Origin of the sequence: Marivibrio sp., from assembly GCF_040218065.1 — a bacterium.
GTDB lineage: Bacteria > Pseudomonadota > Alphaproteobacteria > UBA8366 > Aestuariispiraceae > Marivibrio.
In genome coordinates this window covers 1-22952 of the sequence record NZ_JAVJQE010000016.1, presented here as the reverse complement: position 1 = coordinate 22952, position 22952 = coordinate 1, and the positions used below count along the sequence as shown (strand labels likewise).

General features: G+C 69.3%; 20 protein-coding genes and 1 tRNA gene. 14 read left to right on the top strand and 7 right to left on the bottom strand.

Going from position 1 to position 22952, the window contains the following annotated elements; genetic code table 11:
• Positions 1 to 1818: RNA polymerase sigma factor RpoD (gene rpoD, locus RIB45_RS18105; RefSeq protein WP_350052006.1), on the top strand; the 1818-nt coding region annotated here is incomplete at its 5' end.
• Between the two features lie 24 nt (positions 1819 to 1842).
• Positions 1843 to 3249: an alpha/beta hydrolase gene (locus RIB45_RS18100; RefSeq protein ID WP_350052005.1), complete on the top strand. Its 1407-nt coding sequence runs from the start codon at positions 1843 to 1845 to the stop codon at positions 3247 to 3249.
• Between the two features lie 7 nt (positions 3250 to 3256).
• Here RIB45_RS18100 and RIB45_RS18095 read toward each other — a convergent pair whose 3' ends face one another.
• The gene (locus RIB45_RS18095) at positions 3257 to 4108 is read right to left on the bottom strand and encodes an FkbM family methyltransferase (RefSeq protein ID WP_350052004.1); all 852 of its coding nucleotides are present in this window, start codon (positions 4106 to 4108) and stop codon (positions 3257 to 3259) included.
• A gap of 106 nt (positions 4109 to 4214) precedes the next feature.
• Here RIB45_RS18095 and RIB45_RS18090 point away from each other — a divergent pair.
• The 11 genes from RIB45_RS18090 to RIB45_RS18040 all read left to right on the top strand — a co-directional run bounded on the left by RIB45_RS18090 (position 4215) and on the right by RIB45_RS18040 (position 13811).
• Positions 4215 to 4291: transfer RNA gene (locus tag RIB45_RS18090), tRNA-Ile, on the top strand.
• A 455-nt stretch (positions 4292 to 4746) separates the two neighbouring features.
• Positions 4747 to 5898: a hypothetical protein gene (locus RIB45_RS18085; RefSeq protein WP_350052003.1), complete on the top strand. Its 1152-nt coding sequence runs from the start codon at positions 4747 to 4749 to the stop codon at positions 5896 to 5898.
• On the top strand, positions 5895 to 6476 hold the full coding sequence (locus tag RIB45_RS18080; protein ID WP_350052002.1) for a tetratricopeptide repeat protein: 582 nt from the start codon (positions 5895 to 5897) through the stop codon (positions 6474 to 6476). The genes RIB45_RS18085 and RIB45_RS18080 overlap by 4 nt, the downstream gene beginning before the upstream one ends.
• A 31-nt stretch (positions 6477 to 6507) precedes the next feature.
• Positions 6508 to 8265 (top strand): OmpA family protein, encoded by a 1758-nt coding sequence (locus RIB45_RS18075; protein WP_350052001.1) that lies wholly within the window; start codon positions 6508 to 6510, stop codon positions 8263 to 8265.
• 3 nt (positions 8266 to 8268) lie between these two features.
• On the top strand, positions 8269 to 8742 hold the full coding sequence (locus RIB45_RS18070; RefSeq protein WP_350052000.1) for a hypothetical protein: 474 nt from the start codon (positions 8269 to 8271) through the stop codon (positions 8740 to 8742).
• 23 nt (positions 8743 to 8765) lie between these two features.
• Positions 8766 to 9491 carry a hypothetical protein gene (locus RIB45_RS18065; protein WP_350051999.1) on the top strand — a complete coding sequence of 242 codons (726 nt, stop codon included), beginning with the start codon at positions 8766 to 8768 and terminating at the stop codon, positions 9489 to 9491.
• Positions 9492 to 9552: 61 nt separating this feature from the next.
• Positions 9553 to 10104: a hypothetical protein gene (locus tag RIB45_RS18060; protein WP_350051998.1), complete on the top strand. Its 552-nt coding sequence runs from the start codon at positions 9553 to 9555 to the stop codon at positions 10102 to 10104.
• Between the two features lie 18 nt (positions 10105 to 10122).
• A complete protein-coding gene (locus tag RIB45_RS18055) occupies positions 10123 to 11094 on the top strand; it encodes a hypothetical protein (protein WP_350051997.1) in 972 nt (323 codons plus the stop codon).
• The gene (locus RIB45_RS18050; RefSeq protein ID WP_350051995.1) at positions 11091 to 11837 is read left to right on the top strand and encodes a hypothetical protein; all 747 of its coding nucleotides are present in this window, start codon (positions 11091 to 11093) and stop codon (positions 11835 to 11837) included. The genes RIB45_RS18055 and RIB45_RS18050 overlap by 4 nt, the downstream gene beginning before the upstream one ends.
• Positions 11834 to 13087, top strand: coding sequence for a PASTA domain-containing protein (locus tag RIB45_RS18045; protein ID WP_350051994.1), 1254 nt, complete (start codon positions 11834 to 11836; stop codon positions 13085 to 13087). The genes RIB45_RS18050 and RIB45_RS18045 overlap by 4 nt, the downstream gene beginning before the upstream one ends.
• A 25-nt stretch (positions 13088 to 13112) precedes the next feature.
• Complete coding sequence (locus tag RIB45_RS18040; RefSeq protein WP_350051993.1) at positions 13113 to 13811, top strand: hypothetical protein; 699 nt, start codon at positions 13113 to 13115, stop codon at positions 13809 to 13811.
• A 7-nt stretch (positions 13812 to 13818) separates the two neighbouring features.
• On the opposite strand, the gene RIB45_RS18035 is transcribed toward RIB45_RS18040, so the two are convergent.
• The 6 genes from RIB45_RS18035 to RIB45_RS18010 form a co-directional block, all read right to left on the bottom strand.
• Positions 13819 to 14910: a lipase family protein gene (locus tag RIB45_RS18035; RefSeq protein WP_350051992.1), complete on the bottom strand. Its 1092-nt coding sequence runs from the start codon at positions 14908 to 14910 to the stop codon at positions 13819 to 13821.
• Positions 14907 to 15848 (bottom strand): peptidoglycan-binding protein, encoded by a 942-nt coding sequence (locus RIB45_RS18030; RefSeq protein ID WP_350051991.1) that lies wholly within the window; start codon positions 15846 to 15848, stop codon positions 14907 to 14909. The genes RIB45_RS18035 and RIB45_RS18030 overlap by 4 nt, the downstream gene beginning before the upstream one ends.
• 149 nt (positions 15849 to 15997) lie before the next feature.
• A complete protein-coding gene (glpK, locus tag RIB45_RS18025) occupies positions 15998 to 17509 on the bottom strand; it encodes a glycerol kinase GlpK (protein WP_350051990.1) in 1512 nt (503 codons plus the stop codon).
• A gap of 76 nt (positions 17510 to 17585) precedes the next feature.
• The gene (gene glpD, locus RIB45_RS18020; protein WP_350051989.1) at positions 17586 to 19142 is read right to left on the bottom strand and encodes a glycerol-3-phosphate dehydrogenase; all 1557 of its coding nucleotides are present in this window, start codon (positions 19140 to 19142) and stop codon (positions 17586 to 17588) included.
• The gene (locus tag RIB45_RS18015; RefSeq protein WP_350051988.1) at positions 19135 to 19932 is read right to left on the bottom strand and encodes a DeoR/GlpR family DNA-binding transcription regulator; all 798 of its coding nucleotides are present in this window, start codon (positions 19930 to 19932) and stop codon (positions 19135 to 19137) included. Before RIB45_RS18015 ends, glpD begins: the two co-directional genes overlap by 8 nt.
• A 288-nt stretch (positions 19933 to 20220) precedes the next feature.
• Positions 20221 to 21540: a ferredoxin reductase family protein gene (locus RIB45_RS18010; RefSeq protein WP_350051987.1), complete on the bottom strand. Its 1320-nt coding sequence runs from the start codon at positions 21538 to 21540 to the stop codon at positions 20221 to 20223.
• A 304-nt stretch (positions 21541 to 21844) separates the two neighbouring features.
• On the opposite strand from RIB45_RS18010, the gene RIB45_RS18005 reads away from it, so the two are divergent.
• Positions 21845 to 22952, top strand: a 1108-nt coding sequence (locus tag RIB45_RS18005; RefSeq protein ID WP_350051986.1) for a HAMP domain-containing protein, incomplete at its 3' end; no start/stop codon positions are given.

Genomic DNA, 22952 nt, shown 5'->3' with positions numbered 1-22952 from the left:
CGGCGAGGGCGAACGCGCCAATGCCGGCGGCGAGGAGGAATCGACCGAACTCACCGAACAGGCCGGCACCGCGGTCGCGCCACGACGACCAAGAAGGAGCCGACCGACCGCACCGACGATCCGGTGCGCATGTATCTGCGCGAGATGGGCTCGGTCGAATTGCTGTCGCGCGAGGGCGAGATCGCCATCGCCAAGCGCATCGAGGCCGGCCGCGAGGCGATGATTGCGGGCCTCTGCGAGAGCCCGCTGACCTTCCAGGCGATCATCATCTGGCGGGACGAACTGAACGAGGGCAAGGTCCTCCTGCGCGACATCATCGATCTCGAGGCGACCTATTCGGGTCCCGACTTCAAGCCGGAAGGCGCCGAGGAGGAGAGCGAGGACGGCGACGAGGACAGCACCGCCGCCGCATCGGGCGAGGGCAACGGCGAGCGTCCGGCCGCCAAGGATGGCGAGGGCGAAAGCAGCGCCAAGGGCGAGGACGGCGCCGAGGGCGAGAGCCAGACCGAAGGCGAGGGCGAGGGTGACGACGACGACGAGTTCGAGGCGAACATCTCGCTCTCGGCGATGGAGTCCGAGCTGAAGCCGAAGGTTCTGGAGACCTTCGACCGCATCGCCGACGACTACAAGAAGCTGCGCCGCCTGCAGGACCAGCTGGTCGAGAACAAGCTCGCCAACAAGACCCTGTCGCCGTCCCAGGAGCGTCGCTACAAGAAGCTCAAGGAAGACATCGTCGTCGACGTCAAGAGCCTGTCGCTCAACCAGCAGCGCATCGACGCGCTGGTGGCGCAGCTCTACGACATCAACAAGCGGCTGATGGGCTACGAGGGGCGCCTGCTGCGCCTTGCCGACAGCCATGGCGTCGATCGCGGCGACTTCCTCAAGCAGTACCAGGGCAACGAGCTCGATCCGAACTGGATCCGCAAGGTCGCCAATCTCGCCTCCAAGGGCTGGAAGAACTTCGTCGCCTCCGAGAAGGAGACGATCCGCGAGCTGCGCCTGGAGATCCAGAGCCTTGCCTCGGAGACCGGCCTGGAGACGGCCGAGTTCCGCCGCATCGTCTCGATGGTGCAGAAGGGCGAGCGCGAGGCGCGCATCGCCAAGAAGGAGATGGTGGAGGCCAACCTGCGCCTCGTCATTTCCATCGCCAAGAAATACACGAACCGCGGGTTGCAGTTCCTCGACCTGATCCAGGAAGGCAATATCGGCCTGATGAAGGCGGTCGACAAGTTCGAGTACCGGCGCGGCTACAAGTTCTCCACCTATGCCACCTGGTGGATCCGGCAGGCGATCACCCGCTCGATCGCCGACCAGGCCCGCACCATCCGCATCCCGGTGCACATGATCGAGACGATCAACAAGATCGTGCGCACCTCGCGCCAGATGCTGCACGAGATCGGCCGCGAGCCGACCCCGGAGGAGCTGGCCGAAAAGCTGCAGATGCCGCTGGAGAAGGTCCGCAAGGTCCTGAAGATCGCCAAGGAGCCGATCTCGCTCGAGACGCCGATCGGCGACGAGGAGGACAGCCATCTCGGCGACTTCATCGAGGACAAGCAGGCGCTGCTGCCCTCAGACGCCGCGATCCAGTCGAACCTGCGCGAGACGACGACGCGCGTCCTCGCCTCGCTGACCCCGCGCGAGGAGCGCGTGCTGCGCATGCGCTTCGGCATCGGCATGAACACCGACCACACCCTTGAGGAGGTCGGTCAGCAGTTCTCCGTGACGCGCGAGCGCATCCGCCAGATCGAGGCCAAGGCCTTGCGCAAGCTGAAGCACCCCAGCCGCTCGCGGAAGCTGCGCAGCTTCCTCGACTATTGAGCCGGCCCGAGGCTCTTCGCGACAATGCGTGACGACCTCGCCGCCTTCCTGCGCGGCGGGCCGCTAGGCCGGCTTCTCTGGCGGCCCTGGTACGACCGGGTGTCGTTGCCGCTGGTGACCTCCCTGATCTTCCCGTTGAGCCGCGCCTGGGCCGCCGCAGACGCCGCCGCCGCGGCCGACGAAGAGGGGCGCGACGCGCGCGCCGCCTTCCTCGCCGCGGTCGGCGGCGGCGCTCGCGAGGACGCGCCGAGCCGCGCGACGCTGGCGCTCTTCGCGCGGGGACGGCGCGCCTATCTGGAGGCCGAAGCGGCCTTCGAGACCGCCCTGTTCCACCGCACCGCGCCTGAGTCCGCCCGCCTGCGCGAGCTCGCCCGCGAGCGCGACCGCCGCGCCGTGCAGTATATGGGCCTGCGCACGCTCTTCGGCGTGCAGCAGATGCGCGCGCGCTTTCCGGCCGTGCGCTTTGCGGTCGAGCCGCCGGAGGCCGTCGCCGCCGCGGAGGCGGCGCGCCTCGCCGATCCGCTGAACGCCTTTAGGATTCCACAAGACGCGCCGCGCCTGCGGCTTTCTCACGCGGTTCCCGGCGACCGGGTCGAGCGGCGCTATCTGCGCGCCGACGGGCCGGCGGAGGCGACGGACCTGTCGCCCGGGCCGACCCGCGCGGTGGCGCTCAGCCCCGCGGGGCGAGCGCCGCGGGCGGTGATCGTGATCGCCCATGGCGTTTGTATGGAGGAGGATTACTGGGGCGGTTACTCGACGCTGACCCAATGGCTTCTGGACTCCGGCTGCGCGGTGCTGCTACCGGAGGGACCCTGGCACGGACGGCGGCGCCCGCACGGCCGCCACGGCGGACGCTACGGCGGCGAGGTGATGGTGGCGCGCGGGCCGGCCGGGTTGGTCGGCTACTTCCGCCATCATGTCCCGGAACTGGCCCGGCTGATCGCGTGGGCGCGCCAGCGTTGGGAGGTGTCGGTCGGCCTGCTCGGGATCAGTCTTGGGGCGTTGACCGGCCAGTTGGCGCTGGCGCACGCCGGATCATGGCCGGAGGCGGCGCGCCCAGACGCGGCGCTTCTCGTCTCGCCCACCTCCAGCGTCGAGAAGACCGTCTTCAAGGGCGCGCTGACGCAGGGGATCGGCGCGACCGACGCGCTTGCCGATCACGGCTGGACGCAGGAGCGCATCGCCGACCTGCGCCCGATCTTCGAGCCGCCCGGCGACGCGCCCCCGGCGCTGGACCCGGCGCGCATTCTGGTCGCCTTGGGGCGGGAGGATCAGGTCGTGCCCTACAAGACCGGCGTTGAGCGCTGCGAGGCCTGGGGCGTCCCGCGCGGCAACCGGTTTCTGCGCGACCAGGGGCATTTCGCGCTGTCGCTCGGCCTGCCGGCCGCGCCGGCGCCGCTGGAGCGATTGCTCGCCCTCTTGGACGGATGAGCGTCGGTCAGGCCGTGAGTTCCGGGATCGTCCGGTCGCTCAACACAATCGAACCGTCGAGGCCGCGCCCGCCGGCCGCCTCCCCCTCAAGGCGCCGCGCGAGATCCGTGCGCGGATCGTCGAGCGCCCGCCAGACGCCTCTCTCCGCCCAATAGCCGTGCGCATAGGTCGGCAAAGCGGCAAGCGCCTCCTGCTGTAGGCGGCGGCGCTCGCCGCGGGCGAAGCGCGTCTCGGGCAGAAACCGCGCGTGGAGCGATAGATGCATGACCGGCCGATGCGCCGCCAGAATCGCCGCCAACGCCGGCAGCAGCGCGAACTCGCCCCCTTCGATGTCGAGCTTGACCAGATCCGCAGTCGCGAACAGCCGCTCGAGCCCCGCCGCCCCCGGCGTCGCGGCCGGGACGCGGATTCGCTCCGGCGCGTCGCGAAACAGGCCCGACATGCTGTTGCCCGGCTCTTCGCTGGCCAGCGTCACGCAGCCGTCGGCGTCGCCGCCGGTCGCGTCCAGCGCTGTCGGCTCGACCCGCACGCGGGCGGCCAGAGCGGGGTTGAGGGCCAGGTTGGCGCGCAGCACCGAGAGCGCCGCCGGGTCCGGCTCGAACGCCGTCACCTCGGCGCCCAGCGCGGCGGCGTAAAGGGCGGTCGGACCGATCCAGGCGCCGATGTCGACGAGGCGGGTGGCGCGACCCAGCGCGCGGGCGTCCAGCAGCGCGCGGAACAGGCGGAAGGTTTCCGGCTCCCAGCGGCCCGCCTCGACCTTCGCCCAATAGTCGCGGTCGAGCTTGCGCGGCAGGCTCACGTCAAAGGAGACCCCGGCGCAGGCGACGGATCGGGTTTCGGGCGATGCGCTCTCAACCATGGCGGCGCAGCATAGAACCCGTCCGCAGCGCCGCCAAGCGGCGGCTGTTGCAGCGTCTTTTCGCTCGCGCGACAACCTGCTATGCAACCCTACCCGCCGCGCCCGCGGGCCCGTAGCTCAATTGGTCAGAGCGGACCGCTCATAACGGTTTGGTTGCAGGTTCGAGTCCTGCCGGGCCCACCATTTTTTAAGCGAAAACAATTATTTATCGAAGAGAAGCGTCGTTAAGAACCGCGCCGCGCCCTACGGGTTCATGGGTGCGAGGCGTCCGTTAGGCGTTCAAGCGCGGCAAGATCGACGGCGCATCGTCGACGTCGACTCGGCGTTTGCAAAGACCGACCGGACGCTCGACCCGATGTTTCGCCGCTCACGTCTCCGATCCGGCGTTCGATGATCCGCTCGATCCAGGGCGGAGGCCGACATCGTCGGGCGACCGACCGATCCTGCGGCGAGTCTGTAAATATATAATTCGGCATTTTATTGATTTTGATAGAAAAAATAAAAGCAATTCCAAATTAATAGACGATAAATAAAATTATTTTGAGCGCACACCAAAATACCCCACCATAGGAATACTTGAAGCGGTGCGCCGGCCGGACAAGAAGCCGGGGCGTGCGGGGTCAAGCCCGGAGGGGGCGATGTTGCAGGACACCACGTCGGGACAGACCAGCGAGCGCCCGATAGCGGGCGCGGCCCAAGGCTCGGATCAGGGCGCGGATCAGGGCGCGCGGCGCCTGGTCGTCGACTCGATTGGAACCGCGGACGCGGTTGCGGTCGCGAGCGTCGCGCGCGGCTTGCGCGTGGCGCCGGAGCGCGTCGCGGCCGCGCTTTACCGGGCGCCGGCGGTCCTGGCGGACGGCTTGAGCGCGGACATCGCGACACGGATGGCCTCGCTTCTGGCTGAAATCGGGTTGTCGGTTCGGATCGACGACGCCGATAGCCCCAGGCCCGAAGCCCAGGCGCTGATGGACGTCGCCATCCATATGCGCGACGCGCGCCGGCTGCCGTCCGTCGCCGCGCTGGTCGGCCGTTTCATCGGCGCCTCCCACGCCCAGGCGTTGGCGCAGCTGACGGCGCCGCCGGGGCTCGTCCTGGGCCGGGTCAGCCGGGCGACGGCGGACGCGCTGGCCCGGCGCCTCGCCGAAGAACCGGCGGAGGTCGTCGCCGCGCCCCTGTCTGACGCGCGTTACGACCTGATCGACGACGGTTTGCCGGCGGCGCGCCGGGAGGCCGTTCGTCGAGAGGCGGGAGCCAGCGCGGCCCCCGCCGAGGCGTTTCCGGTGCTGGCGGCCGATCTTGACGCCGCGCGCGCCGATCAGCTGTGGCGACGCCATCGACGGGCTGAGCTTCGCGCTCTCGACCGACGGTTCGCCCGGTACGATCTGGTGTTGACCGCCCCGGCGGCGACGGCGGCCGGGCGAACGCTTCTGATCGAGCGCGCGGGCGTTCCGGCGGAAATCTTGGAGACCGTCTTCGCGGCCCTGCCGATCACGCTCGTCGAAGGGCTGGGTCCCGAGGAGGCGGCCGAGGAGGCGGCCTTATACCGAGCGGCGGGCCTTGAGGCGGCGGCGCGTCTCGTCACCTTTCAGCGCCTGCATTTGCGGATCGACGCCGGGCAAGACGCCGACCGCGCCATGCGAGCGCTGAAGGGGTTGGGGCTGTCCGCGGAGACCGGTGATCCGCGCCCGCCATATCGCACGCCGGCGTTGAGCGAATTGGAGGCGCGCTTCGCCCGAGCGGTGTTGGAGGAAGCCGGCGTCGCGGTCCGATACGAGGAGGCGGGGCCGTGAGCGACAGCGAGCCAAGCCCCCACATCCTGCATCTCGGCCTCGCCGAGCAAGGCAAGCTGCACGCGCTGGCCGGACGCTACGAGGAAGCCCTGCGGCATTACCGGGAAGCGATCCGGCTCGCCGTCTCGTCAAAAGCGCCGGACGTCTTCTTCCGACATTACACAGAATGCGTGATGGAAGCGCTGGAGGCGCAGGAAAGCTACGAGCCGGTGATCCGTTTCCTGGAAGAGGCGAGCGCCCACTATGCGGGCCTCTCTGCCGACGCGGCGATCCACAAGCGCGATCACGCCGCCATGCTGGCGCGTCTCGGCGCGGTGCTGCTGAAAGCCGGGCGCGCCGAGGAGGCGCGGAAGCGTCTGGAGGAAGCGGTCGATCGCGCTGGTCCCGAGGCGCCGCCTCTGGCGGTCGAGCTGCGCGGCTGGCTGGCGCGCGGCTATGCGGTCGACGCCGGCCGCGTGCGCGAGAGCCAGCGCCGGCACAACGCCTTCGTGGTCCGTGCGGACCGCGTCGAGGCCTCGCTGGCGCGGCCTTTGCCGGCGCGCGAGGCCGCATCCTCCCCTCTACCGTCGGGCCGATAGGCGAGCCCCATAGGATAAGGAGCAGGCGACGATGGCGGATGATTACGATGGGCTGAGGCCCGGTGAGATTCTGATGGACGCGAGCGTCGCCGAATTCGTGACGACGCTGGGTCTCGGCGTTGCGGAGGCGCAACGCGCGTTGGACGTGAATTCGGTGGAGCAGCTGGACGCCTTCATCGCCCCGATCGAGGGCTTGGGCGGACGCACGCTGCTGGAGATGGGCCTGCAGCCCGCCTTCTATCATTTCCAGCACGCCGACGTGTCCTGCTCATTGCAGCTCAGCCTCAAGGTCGGCAAGGAGTTCGGCTTGGATTTCGGCATCGAGGGGAGCTTTCGCGACGGGGAGACCAGCCAGGAGCGCCGCGACCGGGCCGAAACCGAGCGCGCGAGCGGAACCCGGGTCGCCAGCCGGTCTCGCAGCGCCGAGGTCGAGATTAAGGCGACGACCGTCGGCGCGTTGTCGGTTAACGGCCGCAGTTTCGACCTCGCCGGCGACGACCCGCTGGGCCGCATCCACAGCCTCGCCGAGGCGCTGCGCGAGGGCGGGTCGGTCGACACCGTGATCCCCTCCGCCGAGCGCACGCCCGTCAACCCGACCACGGATGCGGACCCGGAGAAGGTGGTCGTCTCGCCCAACGCCGTCTCCTTCGTCGGCGCCGGCCATGCGCGCGGCTTCATCCGGATTTCGAGTCGCCCGAGCGCCGCCGTCGAATATGTGCTGAACGACGAGACTACGCTCACCGTGCCGCGCTCCGCCAGCAAGGAGGCGCACGCCGTCGCGCTGAGCGAGGCGATCGACGCCGCCGAGGGCTTCGAGAGCGGCGTTCTCATTCCCGGTCAGCCGCCCTATCTGCTGGCCGCCGCCTTCGAGCACAACAAGGCCGAATTGAAGGCCGACGTCGGCCGCTACCGCAATTTCCGGATGCTGCAGATCCTGGCCGATTTGCTTAAGGAGACGGGCGAGGAGGTCACGGTCTGCGGCGCGGCCGACCGCTCGGGCGAGCCGTCGCGCAACGATCCGCTCTCGCTCTCGCGAGCCGAGGCCGTCGAGCGCTATCTGATCGACGCCGGCGTGCCCGCCGGCCAGCTCTCCAGCCGCGGGCTCGGCGAAGACATCTGGGCCGACGCGGACGACGGCGAGCGGAACCCGGACCACCGGATCGTTTTCCTCGAATTCCGATCCGGAGCGCTGTACGTGCTGGTCCGCGCGCTGGGCGCGGCGGCGTTGGAGAATGTGGCGCCCGACAAGCTCGGCGGCGCGGCCGGCAACGGATGGGTTCACCTCTATCGGCCGGTCGATCTGGCGGGCCTCGCTGGAACGGTCACCATCAAGGGCGTCGGGTTTCCGCTGGAGGGCGGCGCGGCGGCGGGTCACGCCGCCAACAGCCCCGAAGCCTTCGCCGCCAACCTGGCCGGCGCCGTCAACGCCGACGGCGACCTCGGCGTCCTGGCCTCGCCGCAGGGGCATGTGGTCACGCTGATGAATCGCGGCGACCGGTTCCGCCTGCAGCTCGTCACTTCTTCGACCGAGGACGTGAGGCTGTCCGGGCGCAGCGACGTCACGGTCACTGAGCAGTTCTCCCGCAGCCGCACCGAGCGCGAGACCGAAAGCCGCAGCGGCAATCGGGCGGTCGCGGTCGGGGCGTCGCTCGGGGTCGACTATCGCCGGCGCTTCGACATGGACGTGACCGGCAACTCGGCCGTCTCCGCCCGCTTGGTGTCCGTCCCGGCGCCGCCGGAGTTCCTGGAGACCATGCGGACCTTCCTCTCCGAAGATCGGGAGGACTAGGCCGTGGCGGTCGCGCCGAAACTGACCCGCGCGCTGATCTCGGCCCCCTTGCCGACGATCATCGAACAGCTCGGCGTCTCCATCGCTTCGGCGCAGGCGGCGCTCGACCGGAACTCCGTGCAAGTAGCGCAACAGATGGCGGCGTCCGAGGTCGAGATCGGGGACGAGACCTTCAACCTGATCTCGCTCGGCTTTCAACCGACCTTCTACGCCTTCACCGAAGCGACGGTGGAGAGCAAGCTGAGCTTCACCCTGATGGAGTCGAACGAGTTCGGGATCAGCGTCGGCGCCGAGGTCGGCGGCTTCGCCGGCCCGGTGATGTTCGGCGCCTCCGTCGACGTCTCTTACAGCCGGAAATACTCGGCCTCCGCAGAGGGGCAGAGCTCGATCGCCGCGCGGCTCGTCTCGCTGCCGCCGCCTGAGCCGTTCGTCGCCGCCCTGCGGCGCACGTTCGAAACCGAAGCCGCGGAAGACTGACCGCACTTGAGAGGAGGGACCCGATGTCCATAGGCCAAGAACTGTTGAACGTCCCGATGGGCGACATGATCCGCGACATGGCCTTCGCCATCGCGGAGGCGCAGTACGCGCTGGACGAGAACTCGGTCGAAGTCGCCGAAATGATGGGCGGCCTGAAGACGATTGTGAACGATGAGGGCGAAACGACCTTCGAGGACAGCCGCGTCTTCTTCGGCCACGAGTATATGAGCGTGCGCGAGGCCAAGGCGACGGCGGCGGCCGACGACGCCGTCTCCGGAGGCGGCGACGTCATGTCCTCGATCGTGGGCGACATCGTCTCGGGCCGCGGCGACGACGAGGAAGTGCGCGTGCCGACCCGCGTCTCCATGCTGGAGCTCGGCTTCGCGCCGACCTTCTATCAGTTCGTCGACACGATCATCGAGGTGAAGATCGCCATCAAGATCACCCGCGAGCGCGAATACAGCGTCACCCGCAGCAAGACGCGCACCGACAAGAGCCGCGCGCGCAAGGGCGGGGGCGTCTTCGGCGCCATTTTCGGAAGCAAGCGATCGAAGCGCAGCAGCGTCAGCACCAGCCAGGTCGACGCCGCCTATTCCTCTAAATACTCCTACACCGCCGAAGGGGCGAGCCTGCTGCGCACCAAGCTCTCGCCCGTGCCGCCGCCGCCGATCCTGGAGGAGCGCATCCGCGGCGTCATGGAGCAGGAGGAGGCGCGGCGCGAGGCGAAACGCGAGGACGCGCCCGCGTGAGGCTGATCGGCTGGGCCGAAGGCCTTCGGCTGCGGCCGGACGAGGATGAGGAGACGCTGAAATGACCGTCGGACAGGATCTGCTGAACGTTCCGTTCCCGCAGATGGTGCGCAATCTCGGCGTCGGGATCGCTGAGGCGCAGTTGGAGCTCGATCTCGTCTCGATGAAGATCGCGCGGATGATGGCCGGCTACGCCGTCAACGAGGAGGACGAGGCCGACGACCCGGCCGGCGGGGACGAGGATCGCCAGTATCTGGTGAAGTTCGTCGACGGCAAGGAATACAGCCTTCTCGAGCTCGGCTTTACGCCGAACTTCTATCAGTTCGCCGACACGGTCATCGAGTTGAAGATGTCGATCTCGATGCAGACCGAGCGGACCTCCACGCGCAGCCGCAAGACCGTGACGGCGAAAGGCGGCGGCGTCGCCCTGCCCTTCTTCGCGGCGGGGAAGATCAGCGTCACCTCGGTCTCGGCCAGCTACTCCTCCAAATATCAATATTCGGCTGAAGGCAGCTCCCTCATGCGCACGAAGCTGGTGCCCGTTCCTCCGCCGGCCATTCTGGAGGAACGCGTCCGCGCCTTCCTGAACGGACCGGACGAGGCCGAGAGCTAAGAAGAGGAGCGATCGGCCATGGCTGGCAGATCCTGGCGCGACCTTCAGCCCGCAGCCCAGACGCACGGAGACGCGCACGGGACGGCAGCGCCGCGTCCGCCCGAAAGTTTGGAGGAGGCGGCGGCGCTCAACCCACGGCTTGGACGGCTGCTCTCTCAGCGGCGTCGGCTGCAGTCCGAGATGGAGACGCTGACCGGCGCAGACGCGCCGGACCCGCGCTACCCGGTCGAGCCCCTGGCCGCCCGTCGGCGCGCCCACGCCGCCTGGGAGCGCCGGCGCGAGGACGCGCGCACGACCGCCAACGCCGCCGCTGACGGCGTGCGGGAGAGATCGAACCGGACCGGTTCCGATGCGGCCTCCGTCGCGCGGTCGGCGGCTGATCGGTTTCTTCGCCGCCCGGTGGGCGCGGCGGATCGTTTGCGCTCGGCGCTCGACGAACGCCTGCGCGACGCGCCTGTCGATCGCGGCGCTCTCGGCCGCGTCGGCCGGGCGGCTGGCGGCGTCGCCGCCGGGCTGGAGCGCGCCAAGGCCGAGACCCGGTCGCTCTCCACCCAGCTTGACGAAGGCCGCGCGCGCATCGCGCGGGAGGGCTCGGCCGACGATCTCGCCGCGTTCGACCGTGACACCGCCGCCTTGCGCGGCGGTCTGGACAAGGCGGATCGACTGTTGGGCGGGCCGGCGGCGGCGTCCAAGGCGATCCGCAGCCGTCTCGACGGGCCGCGCGAGACGATGGAGGCGTTCGCCGACCGCGGACGCGCCCGGGTCCTCGATCCGTTGAGCGAGGGGCGCGGCTACGCGGCGCGCGCCGCGCGCCTCCTGTCGGTCGAGACGGGCGGCGTTGCGGCGCTGGCCGACCGGCGCGAGGCGCTGCGCGCGCGTTTTCTGGAGCGCCGTCGGGAGCGCCGCGCCGAAGAGGAACGAGACGAACGCCGCCGCGCCCGCGCGCTTGAGCGCCGCCGGGAGAGGCGAGACCAGGAGGGAGGCCGATGAGCCAATCGCGTTTCGCGGCCGGGTCGATCGAGGAGCTGTTGGCCGCCGTCGCCGACGGCGTTCGCGAAGCCCAGGACGCGCTGAACGACCTGCCGATGGCGGACGCCTTCGGACGGCCGCAGGCGCGCTATCACGTCCCCTATGTCGATTTCGACATCACGGTCGACCTGACCGCCAGCAAGACCGAGGGCGAAGGCGCGGGCGGCGCGGGCGCCACGTCCGTCGTGCGCCCGAAGGTCTCTTTCACGCCGGTCACCAAGCTCGCCCTTGCGCAGCGCTTGAGCGTCACGTCGCTGAAGGGCGGCGCCGGCGGGTCGAGCCCCAAGGCGGGGTCGAGCGCGTCGAGTTCCTCGATCAGCTCCAAGGTCTCGGGCCGGATCGTCTCGGTCCCTCCCGGCGACGGCAAACCGACGCCGCGTCTCGCCTTCCTCGAACTGTCGGACGGCGCAAGCGCGCGCCGCCGTCCGCTCCGGCTTGAGGCGGCCAACAGCGCCGGCGAAGTGCTGGCCGACCGGCGGGTTGAGTTCAACATCGACTGGGCGGCGAGCGCCGAGCTTTCCCCCGCCGACGCCAAGCCCAAGCGCGCCGCGGGCACGCAGGTAAGTCTCGCGGAGACGCTGACGGACGCGTCGGGGGCCGCGGCGATAGACCTCGCGCTTGGCGCGAGCGAGCCGCGCGGCGCCGTCTTCGTGGTCGTCGCGACCTGCGCCGGCGTGGACGCAAGCGTGGTGGTGACCCGATGAGCGCGCGTCAGATCCGCATCGCCCTGCGCCTCGTTGACGAGGCGGGTAAGGGGCGCGCCGGCGTGGCGCTGGCGATACAGCTCTTCCACCTGCAATCCGGCCGTTGGATCACGATCCACCGGGCGACGAGCGCGCGCGACGGCCGGGTCGTCGAAACCGTGCGACGCGCCATGGGCGCCGCGCAGGCGCTTCGCGCCGTCGAAAACGGCGGCGGTCGACGGGTGGTCGCGGAAGGGGCGCGGATGGCGACGGCCGATAACCGGCAGACGCTGATCTACGATTTCGGCGAAGTCGAGTGGCTTGACGACGAGGCCTTCGATCCGGCCGGACTGCTGCCGGAAACCCGGGGCAAAAAGCGGACGCTCGCCGCGCTGCCCCGGCGCCGCGATGTCGCGATCGCCGAGAGCATGCGCGTCAACATGCAGCTCAAGACCTTCAAGCACGGCTTCAAGTTCGCGCGCGGCGGCGGGCGGCAGGGCGACGACGACCAGGCGGAGACGGCGGCGACCGCCGAGGAGGCCGAGCGCACGATGGATACGCCGACATTGCTGCAGCACAAAGACCAGCTGATCTCTCTGACCCAACTCAACCAAGCGAAGCTCTCGAACCAGTTGGGTCAGATCGAAGCGCAGTTGGAGCAGTCGCGCCAGCTGCTCTCCAACCGCGAGCAGCAGATCAAGTCTCTGCAAAGCGTCGTCGAGCGCGAGCGCGCGCAGCGCGAGGAGGCCGCCTCGAAGGCCGAGAGCTTGGAGCAGCAGCTGAAGGGCGAGGTGCAAATCGACAGCCTCCAGGACACGCTGGTCAGCAGTCTGAGCGCAGCCGCCAAGCCCAACCGCAAGGCCGGCTTCAAGCTCGGCCGCGTGCAGGTCAACTTGAAGGCGATGGTCGGCGGCGCCGGCGCGCGCGTGATGTTGCCGACCGGTGAAATGCTGAAACAACCGGGCGCGGCGTCGGCGCTGTCGGACATCCACCTCGAATATTTCCCGGACGACGCCGCCGCTGAGGACGACAGGCCCGCGCGCGACCCAGGGACCCTCGTGCCGGATTTGACCGGCCTCACCGAAAGCGCGGCGCAGCGGGTGCTGTCCAGCGTCGGACTGCAGGCCCAGCCGGCCCTCGGCCGTACGGACGCCGCCGGCGTCGCGGTCGGACAGGCCTTTCGCCAGGCGCCCGCCGCCGGGACGCCGGCCCCCAAGGGGACCGCCGTCATGGTCGTCTTCAAAGCCCCGGACGTTTCGGGCCAAGGGTAATCAAGCGTAAGGAAGGAGCCCGGCGATGCCGCCGAAACTGTCCGAGATCTCCCGCGAGGCGGCCGCCGCGCCGCTGGGCGACATCATCCGCTCGGTCGGGGAAGGCGTGGCGGCGGCGCAGGCCGCCTTGGACGAGGCGTCGCTGCGCCAGACCCTGGACCTCTACGCCCAAGGCGGGGACGAGACCGTCGAGGCGATGCGCGCGATCGGCTACCAGCCCACATTCTACGTCCTGCCGGAGACCACCGGCGAGGTGACGATGGCGCTCTCGCTGTCGCAGGAGCCGGAGCCGCGAACGCTCGCGCCCGATCCTCGAACCAACCCTGCGGCGAACCCGATCCTGCGCCGCGCCTTCGCGGGTCCGACGCGCCTGACCAGGCCGCGCCTCTACGGCGCGCCGGTCGACGCGGGCTATCGCAACCGTTACGGCTTCGACGCCGAGACCCAGGCGAAAATCACCTTCACCATCAAGCCGGCGCCGCCCCCGGGCGGGGCGGCCGATCTGCGCCGCACGCCGAACTTCGTGCAAGCTGGGAGCGGCGGGCCGGCCACCGTCGCGCAGGCGCAGGCGGCGGCGGACCTGCTGGGGCTGACGATCGCCTTTCGCACGGCCGAGGGCGCGCCGATCGAAAGCCCCGACGCGGCGGCTGCGGTGACGGCGCAGGAGCCGGTCGCCGACAGTCTGATCGATCGCGAGGCGACGACGATCCAGCTGACGCTCTGAGCGCCGCTTACGACCGCCCGAGGCTTTGGCGGGCGATCGCGATCTTGCGCAGGAGCGTGGCGTAGCGGGCGATCGAATGATCCTGGTAGTAGCCCGACAGCTTGGCGGGGTTGAGCCGGATCAGGCCGACCAGCGTCGAGGTCGCGAGATGCCGGAGACGCGCGAAGGCGGCGGCGCTTCCGGTCGCGAGCTGCGCGCTCTCTCCCGCCGTCCGAATGAAGCGCGTGTCGCCGACATGCTGAAAGCCGACATAGCCGGCGCGCTTCAGCCGATTGATCGGAGCGCGCAGGAAACCGAGAAACGGAAAGCTCGGCAGCCCCTCCAGGATCGGTCGGGCGAGGCCGCTCAACGGGACGAGCGGCACGCCGTCGGCGCCGTTCACCACCCGATAAACCGGCGCCTTGATTGCAGACGACCATTCCGCGTCGCCGACGCGCGGACTGCCGAAGCTGTAACAAGCGCCGATGGTGAATTCATCGTCGAGGGCGGCCGCGGCGACGCTCGCCAACGCGCCTCCGAGCGAGTGACCGGCGACGTACAGCGGCAGGTCGGGGCGCGTCTCGCGCAGGATGTCGCGGATCGCAGGCTCGACGCTCTCGAACGCCTCCATGAAGCCGCGATGCGCCTTGCCGGCCGGCGTTTTCAAGAAACGCGCGTCCAGATCGACGCGGATGTCCGTGAAGTTCTTCTCCGTTCCGCGAAAAACCAGCGCCACGAACCGATCCGGCAGGGTGACGACGAAGGCCTGGGTGTCCGTCTCCGGGTCGGTGACGCCGTTCTCGAAGGTCATGCCGGCCTGGCGCAACGCCTCCAGGAAGGGGCCGACGGCCTCGCCGCGCTCCTCGAACGGCTCATAAGCCAGCCGCGCGAGTTCGGCCATCAACCAAGCCGTTCGGTCGGAATAGGCCGCACGCCGCACCGGCGGCGACAACAGCCCCGCTGACTCCGGGCCGAAGGGCGTCGCGCCCGTGGTGCGGATGCGCGGGACGACGACCCAGGCCTCGCCCGCGGCGGTTTCGACGCGCAGCGATCCGCGCGCCGCCGCCTCCTTGACCGCAGCGGCGAGGGTCTTCGCTTCGTCGCGCGGCGCCGCCGTCACGCCGCCTCCAGCGCGCCGAGGGCGCTCAAGGTCGCGGGGCCGGCCACCCCGTCGACGGTCAGCCCCTCGCGGGCCTGGAAGGCGATGACGGCGCGCTCCGTGCCCGGCCCGAAGACGCCGTCGACGGATACTTCCAGCCCGGCCTCGGCCAGCGCGCGCTGCAAGGCCTCGACGTCTGGACCCTGCAGAAACGGCCGCTCCAACTTCAAAAGCCGATCCTCAGGCTCCATCGCGGAGGCGCGCTGCGGCGGTCCGCCCGTCAACAGCGCCTCGTCCAGTACGGTTCCGCGCACCGTGATCGGCAGCGTGAGTCGCCAATTCCCGGCCTCTATCAACTGCTGGAAACTGTCCATCCGGTAGACGGTGCGCCGCAACAGCCGGTTTGCGTGTCCCGCCAGCCAGGCGCGCCGGGTCGCGACATAGGCGGCGGTCCAGTCCTGCTCCCCCAGTTCTGCGAGCGGGCCTCGCTCAGCATTGACGCGGTCGCGCAGGCGATGCCACGAGCCGTGGATGCGGCTGTCGTAGATCACCGCGAACGAAAGCGGCAGCGTCGCCCCGATGAACTGGGCGGAGCGCATCGCGGGCTCCCAATAGACGCGGTCGAAGAAGGCGTCCTGGGCCTCCTGCATGACCGGGTCGCCGCCGGCCCGGCGCAACAGGTCGTGCAGGCGCGCATCCTCGTCCAGGCTGTGCGCGCGTTGCTCGAGGGCGGGCAGGTACGCCTGCAGCGCCGGCCCCAGCGCGGCGTCGGCGCGATGGCAATAGTCGGCGATCAGCAGCGCGAGATTGCCGCTTGCGATCGTCGTCTGCGCGCGTCCGTAGGTCAGTCTGCCGGTGTCGCCCGGCAACAGCGTCACGGCCCCGTAATCGCCGAAGGGCGTCCCGGTCTCGAACAGATTGACGATCGCGTGCGCGGTCCGCTTGTGCAGTGTGGTCAATCGCCTCTCCCAGGGTCAACGGCCCCTGGGACTCTAACAGAGCGCCCCCTCGCGCCTTAGCGGGATCGTGTAAAAATAGTCAGAAATTATAAGAAAAAACAACGATTTGGCGCTTTGCTTCCGGAGGGTCCGGCGCTCGCTTGAGGGCTTCACGACGACAGCGTTCGCCGCACGGCGTCGATCCAGCCGGCGTAGCGTCGTTCGCGCTCGTCGGCCGCGAGGGTCGGATCGAAGCGCCGATCCAACGCCCAGCCGTCGGCGAAGGCGTCGCGGTCGGGGTAGAGGCCGGCCTGCCGCCCGGCGAGCCAGGCCGCGCCGAGCGCCGTCGTCTCCAGCACCTGCGGGCGGTCCACCGGCGCGCCCAGCATGTCGGCCAGGCATTGCATCATCCAATCGTTCGCCGTCATGCCGCCATCGACGCGCAGAACCGTCGCCCCGTCGCCGCCCGCGCCGCTCTGCCCGGCGGCCGCCCAGTCCTTGTGCATCGCCTCGATCAGGTCGCGGGTCTGGAAGGCGACGCTTTCCAGCGCGGCGCGCGCGATTTCGGCGGGGCCGGCGCCCCGCGTCAGGCCGTAGAGCGCGCCGCGACACTCCGCATCCCAATAAGGCGCGCCGAGACCGGTGAAGGCCGGCACGAGATAGACGCCGTGGTCGTCGGCGGCCTTCCGGGCCAGGCTTTCCGTCTCCGCCGCCTCGCGAATCAATTTCAGCCCGTCGCGCAGCCACTGCACGACCGCGCCCGCGATGAAGATCGATCCCTCCAACGCGTACTGCGTCTCGCCGTCGAGCCGATAGGCGATCGTCGTCAGCAATCGATTCTCGGAGGCGATCGGGCGGCGCCCCGTGTTGAGCAGCGCGAAGCAGCCGGTGCCGTAGGTCGACTTCACCATGCCCGGTCGGAAACAGGCCTGCCCGACCATCGCCGCCTGCTGGTCGCCGGCGACGCCCCGGATCGGGATGGCGCGGCCGAAGAGATCGCGGCGCGTTTCGCCGAAATCGTCGGCGCTGTCCAGCACCTCCGGCAGCATCGCCTCCGGGATGTCGAGCAGCCGCAGCATCTCAGGGTCCCAGCGCCCTTCCGCGATGTTGTAGAGCAACGTGCGCGAGGCGTTGGTCGCGTCCGTCACGTGGCGCGCCCCGCCGGTCAGCCGCCAGATGAGGTAGCTGTCGACGGTGCCGAACAGCAGCCGGCCGTCGCGCGCCTTGCGTCGCGCGCCCTCGACAGTGTCGAGCAGCCAGGCGAGTTTCGTTCCCGAAAAATACGGATCGAGCAGCAGCCCGGTCCGCGCGCGCGCCGCCTCCTCGGCGCCCTCCTTTTTCAGGCGCCCGCAGGCGTCGGCGGTGCGGCGGTCCTGCCAGACGATCGCATTGTGGATCGGCCGCCCGCTGTCACGCTCCCAGACCAGGGTGGTCTCGCGTTGGTTGGTGATGCCGATAGCGGCGATGCGCGACTCGTCGGCGCCGGCGCGCTCGACGGCTTCGCGCATGACGGCGGCGGTGGTCGACCAGAGATCCGCCGGATCGTGCTCGACCCAACCGGGGCGGGGGAAGTGCTGTGGGAACTCCTCCTGGCCGAGTCCGATCACGTTCATCCGAGCGTCGAACAGCAGCGCGCGGCTCGACGTGGTGCCCTGGTCGATCGCCAAGATCGAGTCGCTCATCGGGGTCTCCCTCACCCTATGGACCGGGCGCGCTCGGCGTCGGCGGCGCGCCCGCGATCGGTGTTCGCCGGCGGATCTACTCCGCAGCGCGCGCCAGGGCCGGCGCCTCGTGCGCCAGGAAGTCGGCCAAGGCGTCGCGGCCGGCCGCGTCGACCTTAAGCCCCAGCTTGGAGCGTCGCCAGAGGACGTCATCGGCGGTGCGGGCCCATTCGCGGCGCACCAGCCAGCGCACCTCCGCCTCGCGCAGGCCCGCTCCGAAGTCGCGCCCGAGGTCGGCGGCGCTCTCGACCTCGCCCAGCATCGCAAAGGCGTCGAGGCCGTAGGCGCGGACGAGACGCCGCGCTTGATCGGGCGCAAGATAGGGATGCTCGCCGCGCAACTGATCGATCAGAGCGTCGACGCCGTCGACGGGAAAGGCGCCGCCGGGCAAGGGCGCGCCGGCCGTCCAGGGGCCGCGGGCGTCGGGGAAGAATGCCGTCAGCTTGGCCGTCGCCGCTTCGGCGAGGCGACGGTAGGTGGTGATCTTGCCGCCGAAGATGTTCAGCAGCGGCGCGTCGTCGGCGGTCGGCCGTTCGATCTTCAGCACGTAATCGCGCGTCGCCTTGCTGGCCGACGACCGGCCGTCGTCGTAGAGCGGCCGAACCCCGGAATAGGTCCAGACGACGTCGTCGACTGTCGGCGCCCTCTCGAAGTAACCGGAAACGGCGGCGAGCAGATAGTCGCGCTCCTCCGGCGTGCAGACCGCCTCCGACGGAGGACCCGGATGGTCGGCGTCGGTGGTGCCGATCAGGGTGAAATCGCGCTCGTAGGGTATCGCGAAGACGATCCGCCCGTCGGTCTGCTGAAAAATGTAGGCGCGCTCATGATCGAACAGCTTTCGGACGACGATGTGGCTGCCGCGCACAAGCCGGATTCGTTCCCCAGATTTGCAGTTTAGCCGATTCTGAATCACATCCTGAACCCAAGGGCCGCCGGCGTTGACCAGCGAGCGGGCGTAGATCGTCTGGGTGCGCTCGCCGCCGCGCTCGCATAGAACGATCCGCCATAGACCGCCGACGCGCTCGGCCGCCTCCACCCGGGTGCGGGTCAGCACTTGGGCGCCGCGGTCGGCGGCGTCGCGGGCGTTTAGGACCACAAGCCGCGAATCCTCGACCCAGCAGTCAGAATATTCGAAGCCGCGGACGAACGCGTCCTTGAGCGGCGCGCCGGCCGGATCGCGCCGCAAATCGAGCGCGCGTGTCGGCGGCAGCAGGTTTCGCCCGCCCAGATGATCGTAGATGAAAAGGCCGACCCGCAGCAGCCAGGCCGGCCGCAATCCCTTGTGGTGCGGGAGTACGAATCGCAGCGGCCAGGCGATGTGCGGCATCGCCTTGAGCAGCGTCTCGCGCTCCATCAGCGATTCGCGAACCAGCCGAAACTCGTAATGCTCAAGATAGCGCAACCCGCCGTGAAACAACTTGGTTGAGGCGGAGGAGGTTCCCTGCGCGAGATCGTCCTGCTCGGCCAACAACACGCTGAGACCGCGGCCGGCCGCGTCGCGGGCGACGCCGCAGCCGTTGACGCCGCCGCCGATGACGGCGACGTCCACGACCGAGGCGTCGTCGGGTCGTTCGCCGGCGCGGCGTTCAGGCATGGGCGCTCTCCCTGACGGCCGTGTGAAGATCCGCCGGCGCCGCCCGCACCTCGACGCCGTCGCGCCGGCAAGCGGCCGCGAAGCGCGGCGGCGGTTCGGCGTCGGTGACGAAATAGTCGATTCTGTCGAGCCCGCAGATGCGCACCGGCGCCGTGCGCTCGAACTTTTGACGGTCGGCGACCAACACGCGGCGGCGCGCGTTTTCCAAGATTGCGCGCGCAACCGCCACCTCGCGGTAGTCGAAATCCAGCACGGCGCCGTCCTCGTCCAAGGCGGAAGCGCCGATCACGGCCCAATCGACCTTGAACTGGCGGATGAAATCGACCGCCGCCTCGCCGACGACGCCGCCGTCGCTCTGCCGAACGACGCCGCCGGCCAGGATCAACTCTTTCGAAGGGGAGCCGCTCAAGATGTTCACGACGTTCAGATTGTTCGTGATGACGACGAGGCGGCGTTTGTCGTAAAGGGCGCGCGCAACCTGCTCTGTCGTCGTGCCGATATTGATCAGCAGCGAACAATTCTCCGGGATCAACGCGGCCGCAGCCAGCCCGATGCGGGTCTTCTCGGGCAGCGCCAGATTGCGGCGCTCCTCGTAATCGACGTTGGCGACGCTGTCGGCGGGCGTCGCGCCGCCGTGGGTGCGGGTCAACAGACCGCGGCGGCACAAATCCGTCAGATCGCGGCGGATGGTCTGCGGCGTGACCCGGAAAGCGCCCGCCAAGCCGTCGACCGTCACGCGGCCGTCGCTGCGCGCCTTCGCCAGAATGTCCTGCCGCCGTTCAGAGAGCATGTCCCGCCGCATCCGTCCCCGCGCGAGCGCCGCGCCCCGCGCCCGGCCCTGCGCTTTTGCACGCGTTGCTTTCGCTTTCGTTCGCTTCCCGATCGCGAAGCTAGAATCGGTTTCGATATGTGTGCAAATGAAATTTAAACGAAAATCAACGTGCGGCGACTTCAGGCAAGCCTGGGCTGCGGAGGTCACGACGAGACACGCGCCGTCGACGACCGTCGGGCGCGCGCTCGCGGGTCCGCAGGGCGCGCCGGCGGGCGACGGCGCCGCGTCCGGGATCGCCGCACCGACTCAGTCGTACTGAAACCGTTCCGCCAGGATGCGCTCCGGCGGCGCGCCGAGCGCGCGCAGCGCGCCCTCGACGCTTTCGATCATCGCCGGCGGCCCGCACAGGACGTAGAGCCAATCGCGATGATCCTGGCCGCCGAAAAGCTCGCGGATGAGCGCCGGGTCGAGGACGCCGGTGCGGCCGGTCCAACCCTCCGGCGGTTCCGAGAGGACGAAGGTCGTCTCGATCTGGGGCGCCTGCGCGGCCTCGGCGAGCGCCGCGCGGTCGACGATTTGGTCTTCGGTTCGGTTGCCGTAGACGAGATGCAGCGGCCTCGCGTCGCGCTCGGAGCGATGCTGGTGGAGGATCGACAAGAGCGGTGCGACGCCGACGCCGCCCGCTATCAGCGCCAGACCGCCGGCTTCGCGTCCGTCGACCGTCAAGGCGCCGACCGGTCCGTCGAGATAGGCGCGCGTACCGGGCGTGAGGTCCTTTACACGCCGGGTGAAGTCGCCGCGCTCCTTGATGACGAAGCGCAGGCTCGGCCCCTCGGCGGGGGCGGAGGCGATGGAGAACGGGTTCTCGGCCAGCGAAAAGGGGCTGCGGCCGACCGACAGCCAGACGAATTGGCCCGCCCGAAAGGCGAGGCCCGCATGCCCCTCCGGCTCGACCGTCAGCTCCCAGGTGCGCTCCGCCAACGCACGGACGCCCGAGACCCGCCACGGCCGCCGGCGCTGAGCGATCGGTTTGACCAGATAGATCCAGAGGAGCGACAGGCCGGCGGCGCCGGCCAGCCCGCTCCACAGCAGGACGAGCGGGAGGTCTTGGCTGTAGCGGCCCGCCGACAGCGCATGGTGGAGCGCGAAACCCGCCGTCGCCAAAGCCCCGAGCCCGTGCAGCAGCCGCCAGGTCTCGTAGGAGAAGGGCGCTTGGCGTCGTCCGATCCCAAGCGCGACCAGCACGATCAACAAGACGAGCGCGGCCGCGCCGGTCGCCAAGCCCCGCCCGTCGTCGACCAGCGTCAGCTGCCGGCTCGGATCCCAAGGCAGGGGGACCTGGAACGGCGCCCCGTAGAGCAGCGGATGGGCGAGCGCGAGGCCCAAGGCGGCGCGCGCCGCCAGCTGATGAAACCGCATCAGACGATCCATGCCGGCCTTCGCGCACAGCGCGCGGAACCGCCCGGACAGGACGAACTCCAGCAACAGAATCGCGAAGGCCGACATCCCGGCCCCCGCGGCCAGCTCGTCGCCGAGCCCGCGCGGCGGCCGGTCGCTCGCTGCGGCCAGCAAGAGCGGCGCGCCGACGGCGGCGAGATAGAGAAGAAGCAGACGGGTGGGGGTCATTGTCGGGGCGCTCCGCCTCATTCGCCGCAGCATGGCGCCGGTCGCCGCGTTCGGCAAACCCCTAAAAATAAAATGGGAACGAGCGTCAGCGCTCAGGGCCGAATACCGCCGCCGGCTGAAGAAACAGTACTAAAAAACTAATATTAAAAGGTTGGATAGAAAGCGCCGAAATTCCCATAACGGCTTTGAGTATAAGTATCGAACAACTGTAATGCTTTTGTATTCACGAATATTATTTATTTATTAACAAAATAACGGCGAAAATGCTCTGGCGATATTGCCGATCACGTAAGGAAGAGCCGCCATGCAGTTTCTCAAAAGAGTGCGGATCCCGACCAAGACCTTTGGCGGCTTCGCGATCGTGCTCGTCTTGCTCTTGATAACCGGCGGCGTCGGCGTCGTCGGCATGATGAAGGGGGGCGGCCTGTTCGCGCAGTATCGCGAACTCGCCGCCGAGGCCAACGCCAGCGCGAATGTGGCCGCGGGAATGATGGACACGCAACTGGCGGTGAAGACGTATATGATCACGCCCTCGCCCGACTCCGCCGAGGCGGTGCGGGCGGAGGAGACGGCGCTGCTGGAGGAGCTGACCGCCAAGCGGGCCTTGTTCAACGACCCGGCCAAGTTGGCGCAGCTGGACGAGGTCGAGGCGAAGATCTCCGCCTACAAAGCGGCCTTTGAAGAGGCCGTCGTGCGTGAGACGCGCCGCCAGGAGCTTGTTCAGGACACGCTTGCAGCCCTCGGCCCGGAGCTGGCCGCGACCCTCACGGACATCATGCGCGGCGCCAACGCCGACGACGACGCCAGGGCCGCCTTCGAGGCGGCGCAGGTCCAAGAGCGCTTCCTGCTGGCCCGCCTCTATGTGGAGAAGTTTGTGACCGGCGCCGCGCAGGCGGATTTCGAGCGCGCCGTGCAGGAGTTGGAGAAGCTGGACGCGCAGGCCTCCGATATGCTGAGCGAACTGAGGAACCCCGCCCGCCGGGAGCTGGCCCGGCGGTTCCTCGACGGCGAGAAACGCTACGCCCAGGCGCTCACGCAGGTCTATGACGCGATCACGGCGCGCAATGCGATCATCCGGGGGGAACTGGACGTCATCGGCCCGCAGGTGATGGAGATCGCCTACGGCCTGAAGAAGGAAAATCAGGCGCGCGAGGCCGAACTGGGGGCGCGTGCGAACGCGCTGCTCATGACGCTGGAAATCGTGGTGGCGGTCGTGGTCGTGGTCGCCTTGGGCTTCGGCGCCGCGATCGCCTGGCTCATCGGGACGGGGATCGCGCGGCCGATCCGCGCGATGACCGACGCCATGAAGCGTCTCGCCGCCGGCGATCACGGGGTCGAGATCCCGGCCCAGGATCATGAAGACGAGATCGGCGCCATGGCCGAGGCCGTCGCGGTCTTCAAGCAGAACGCCA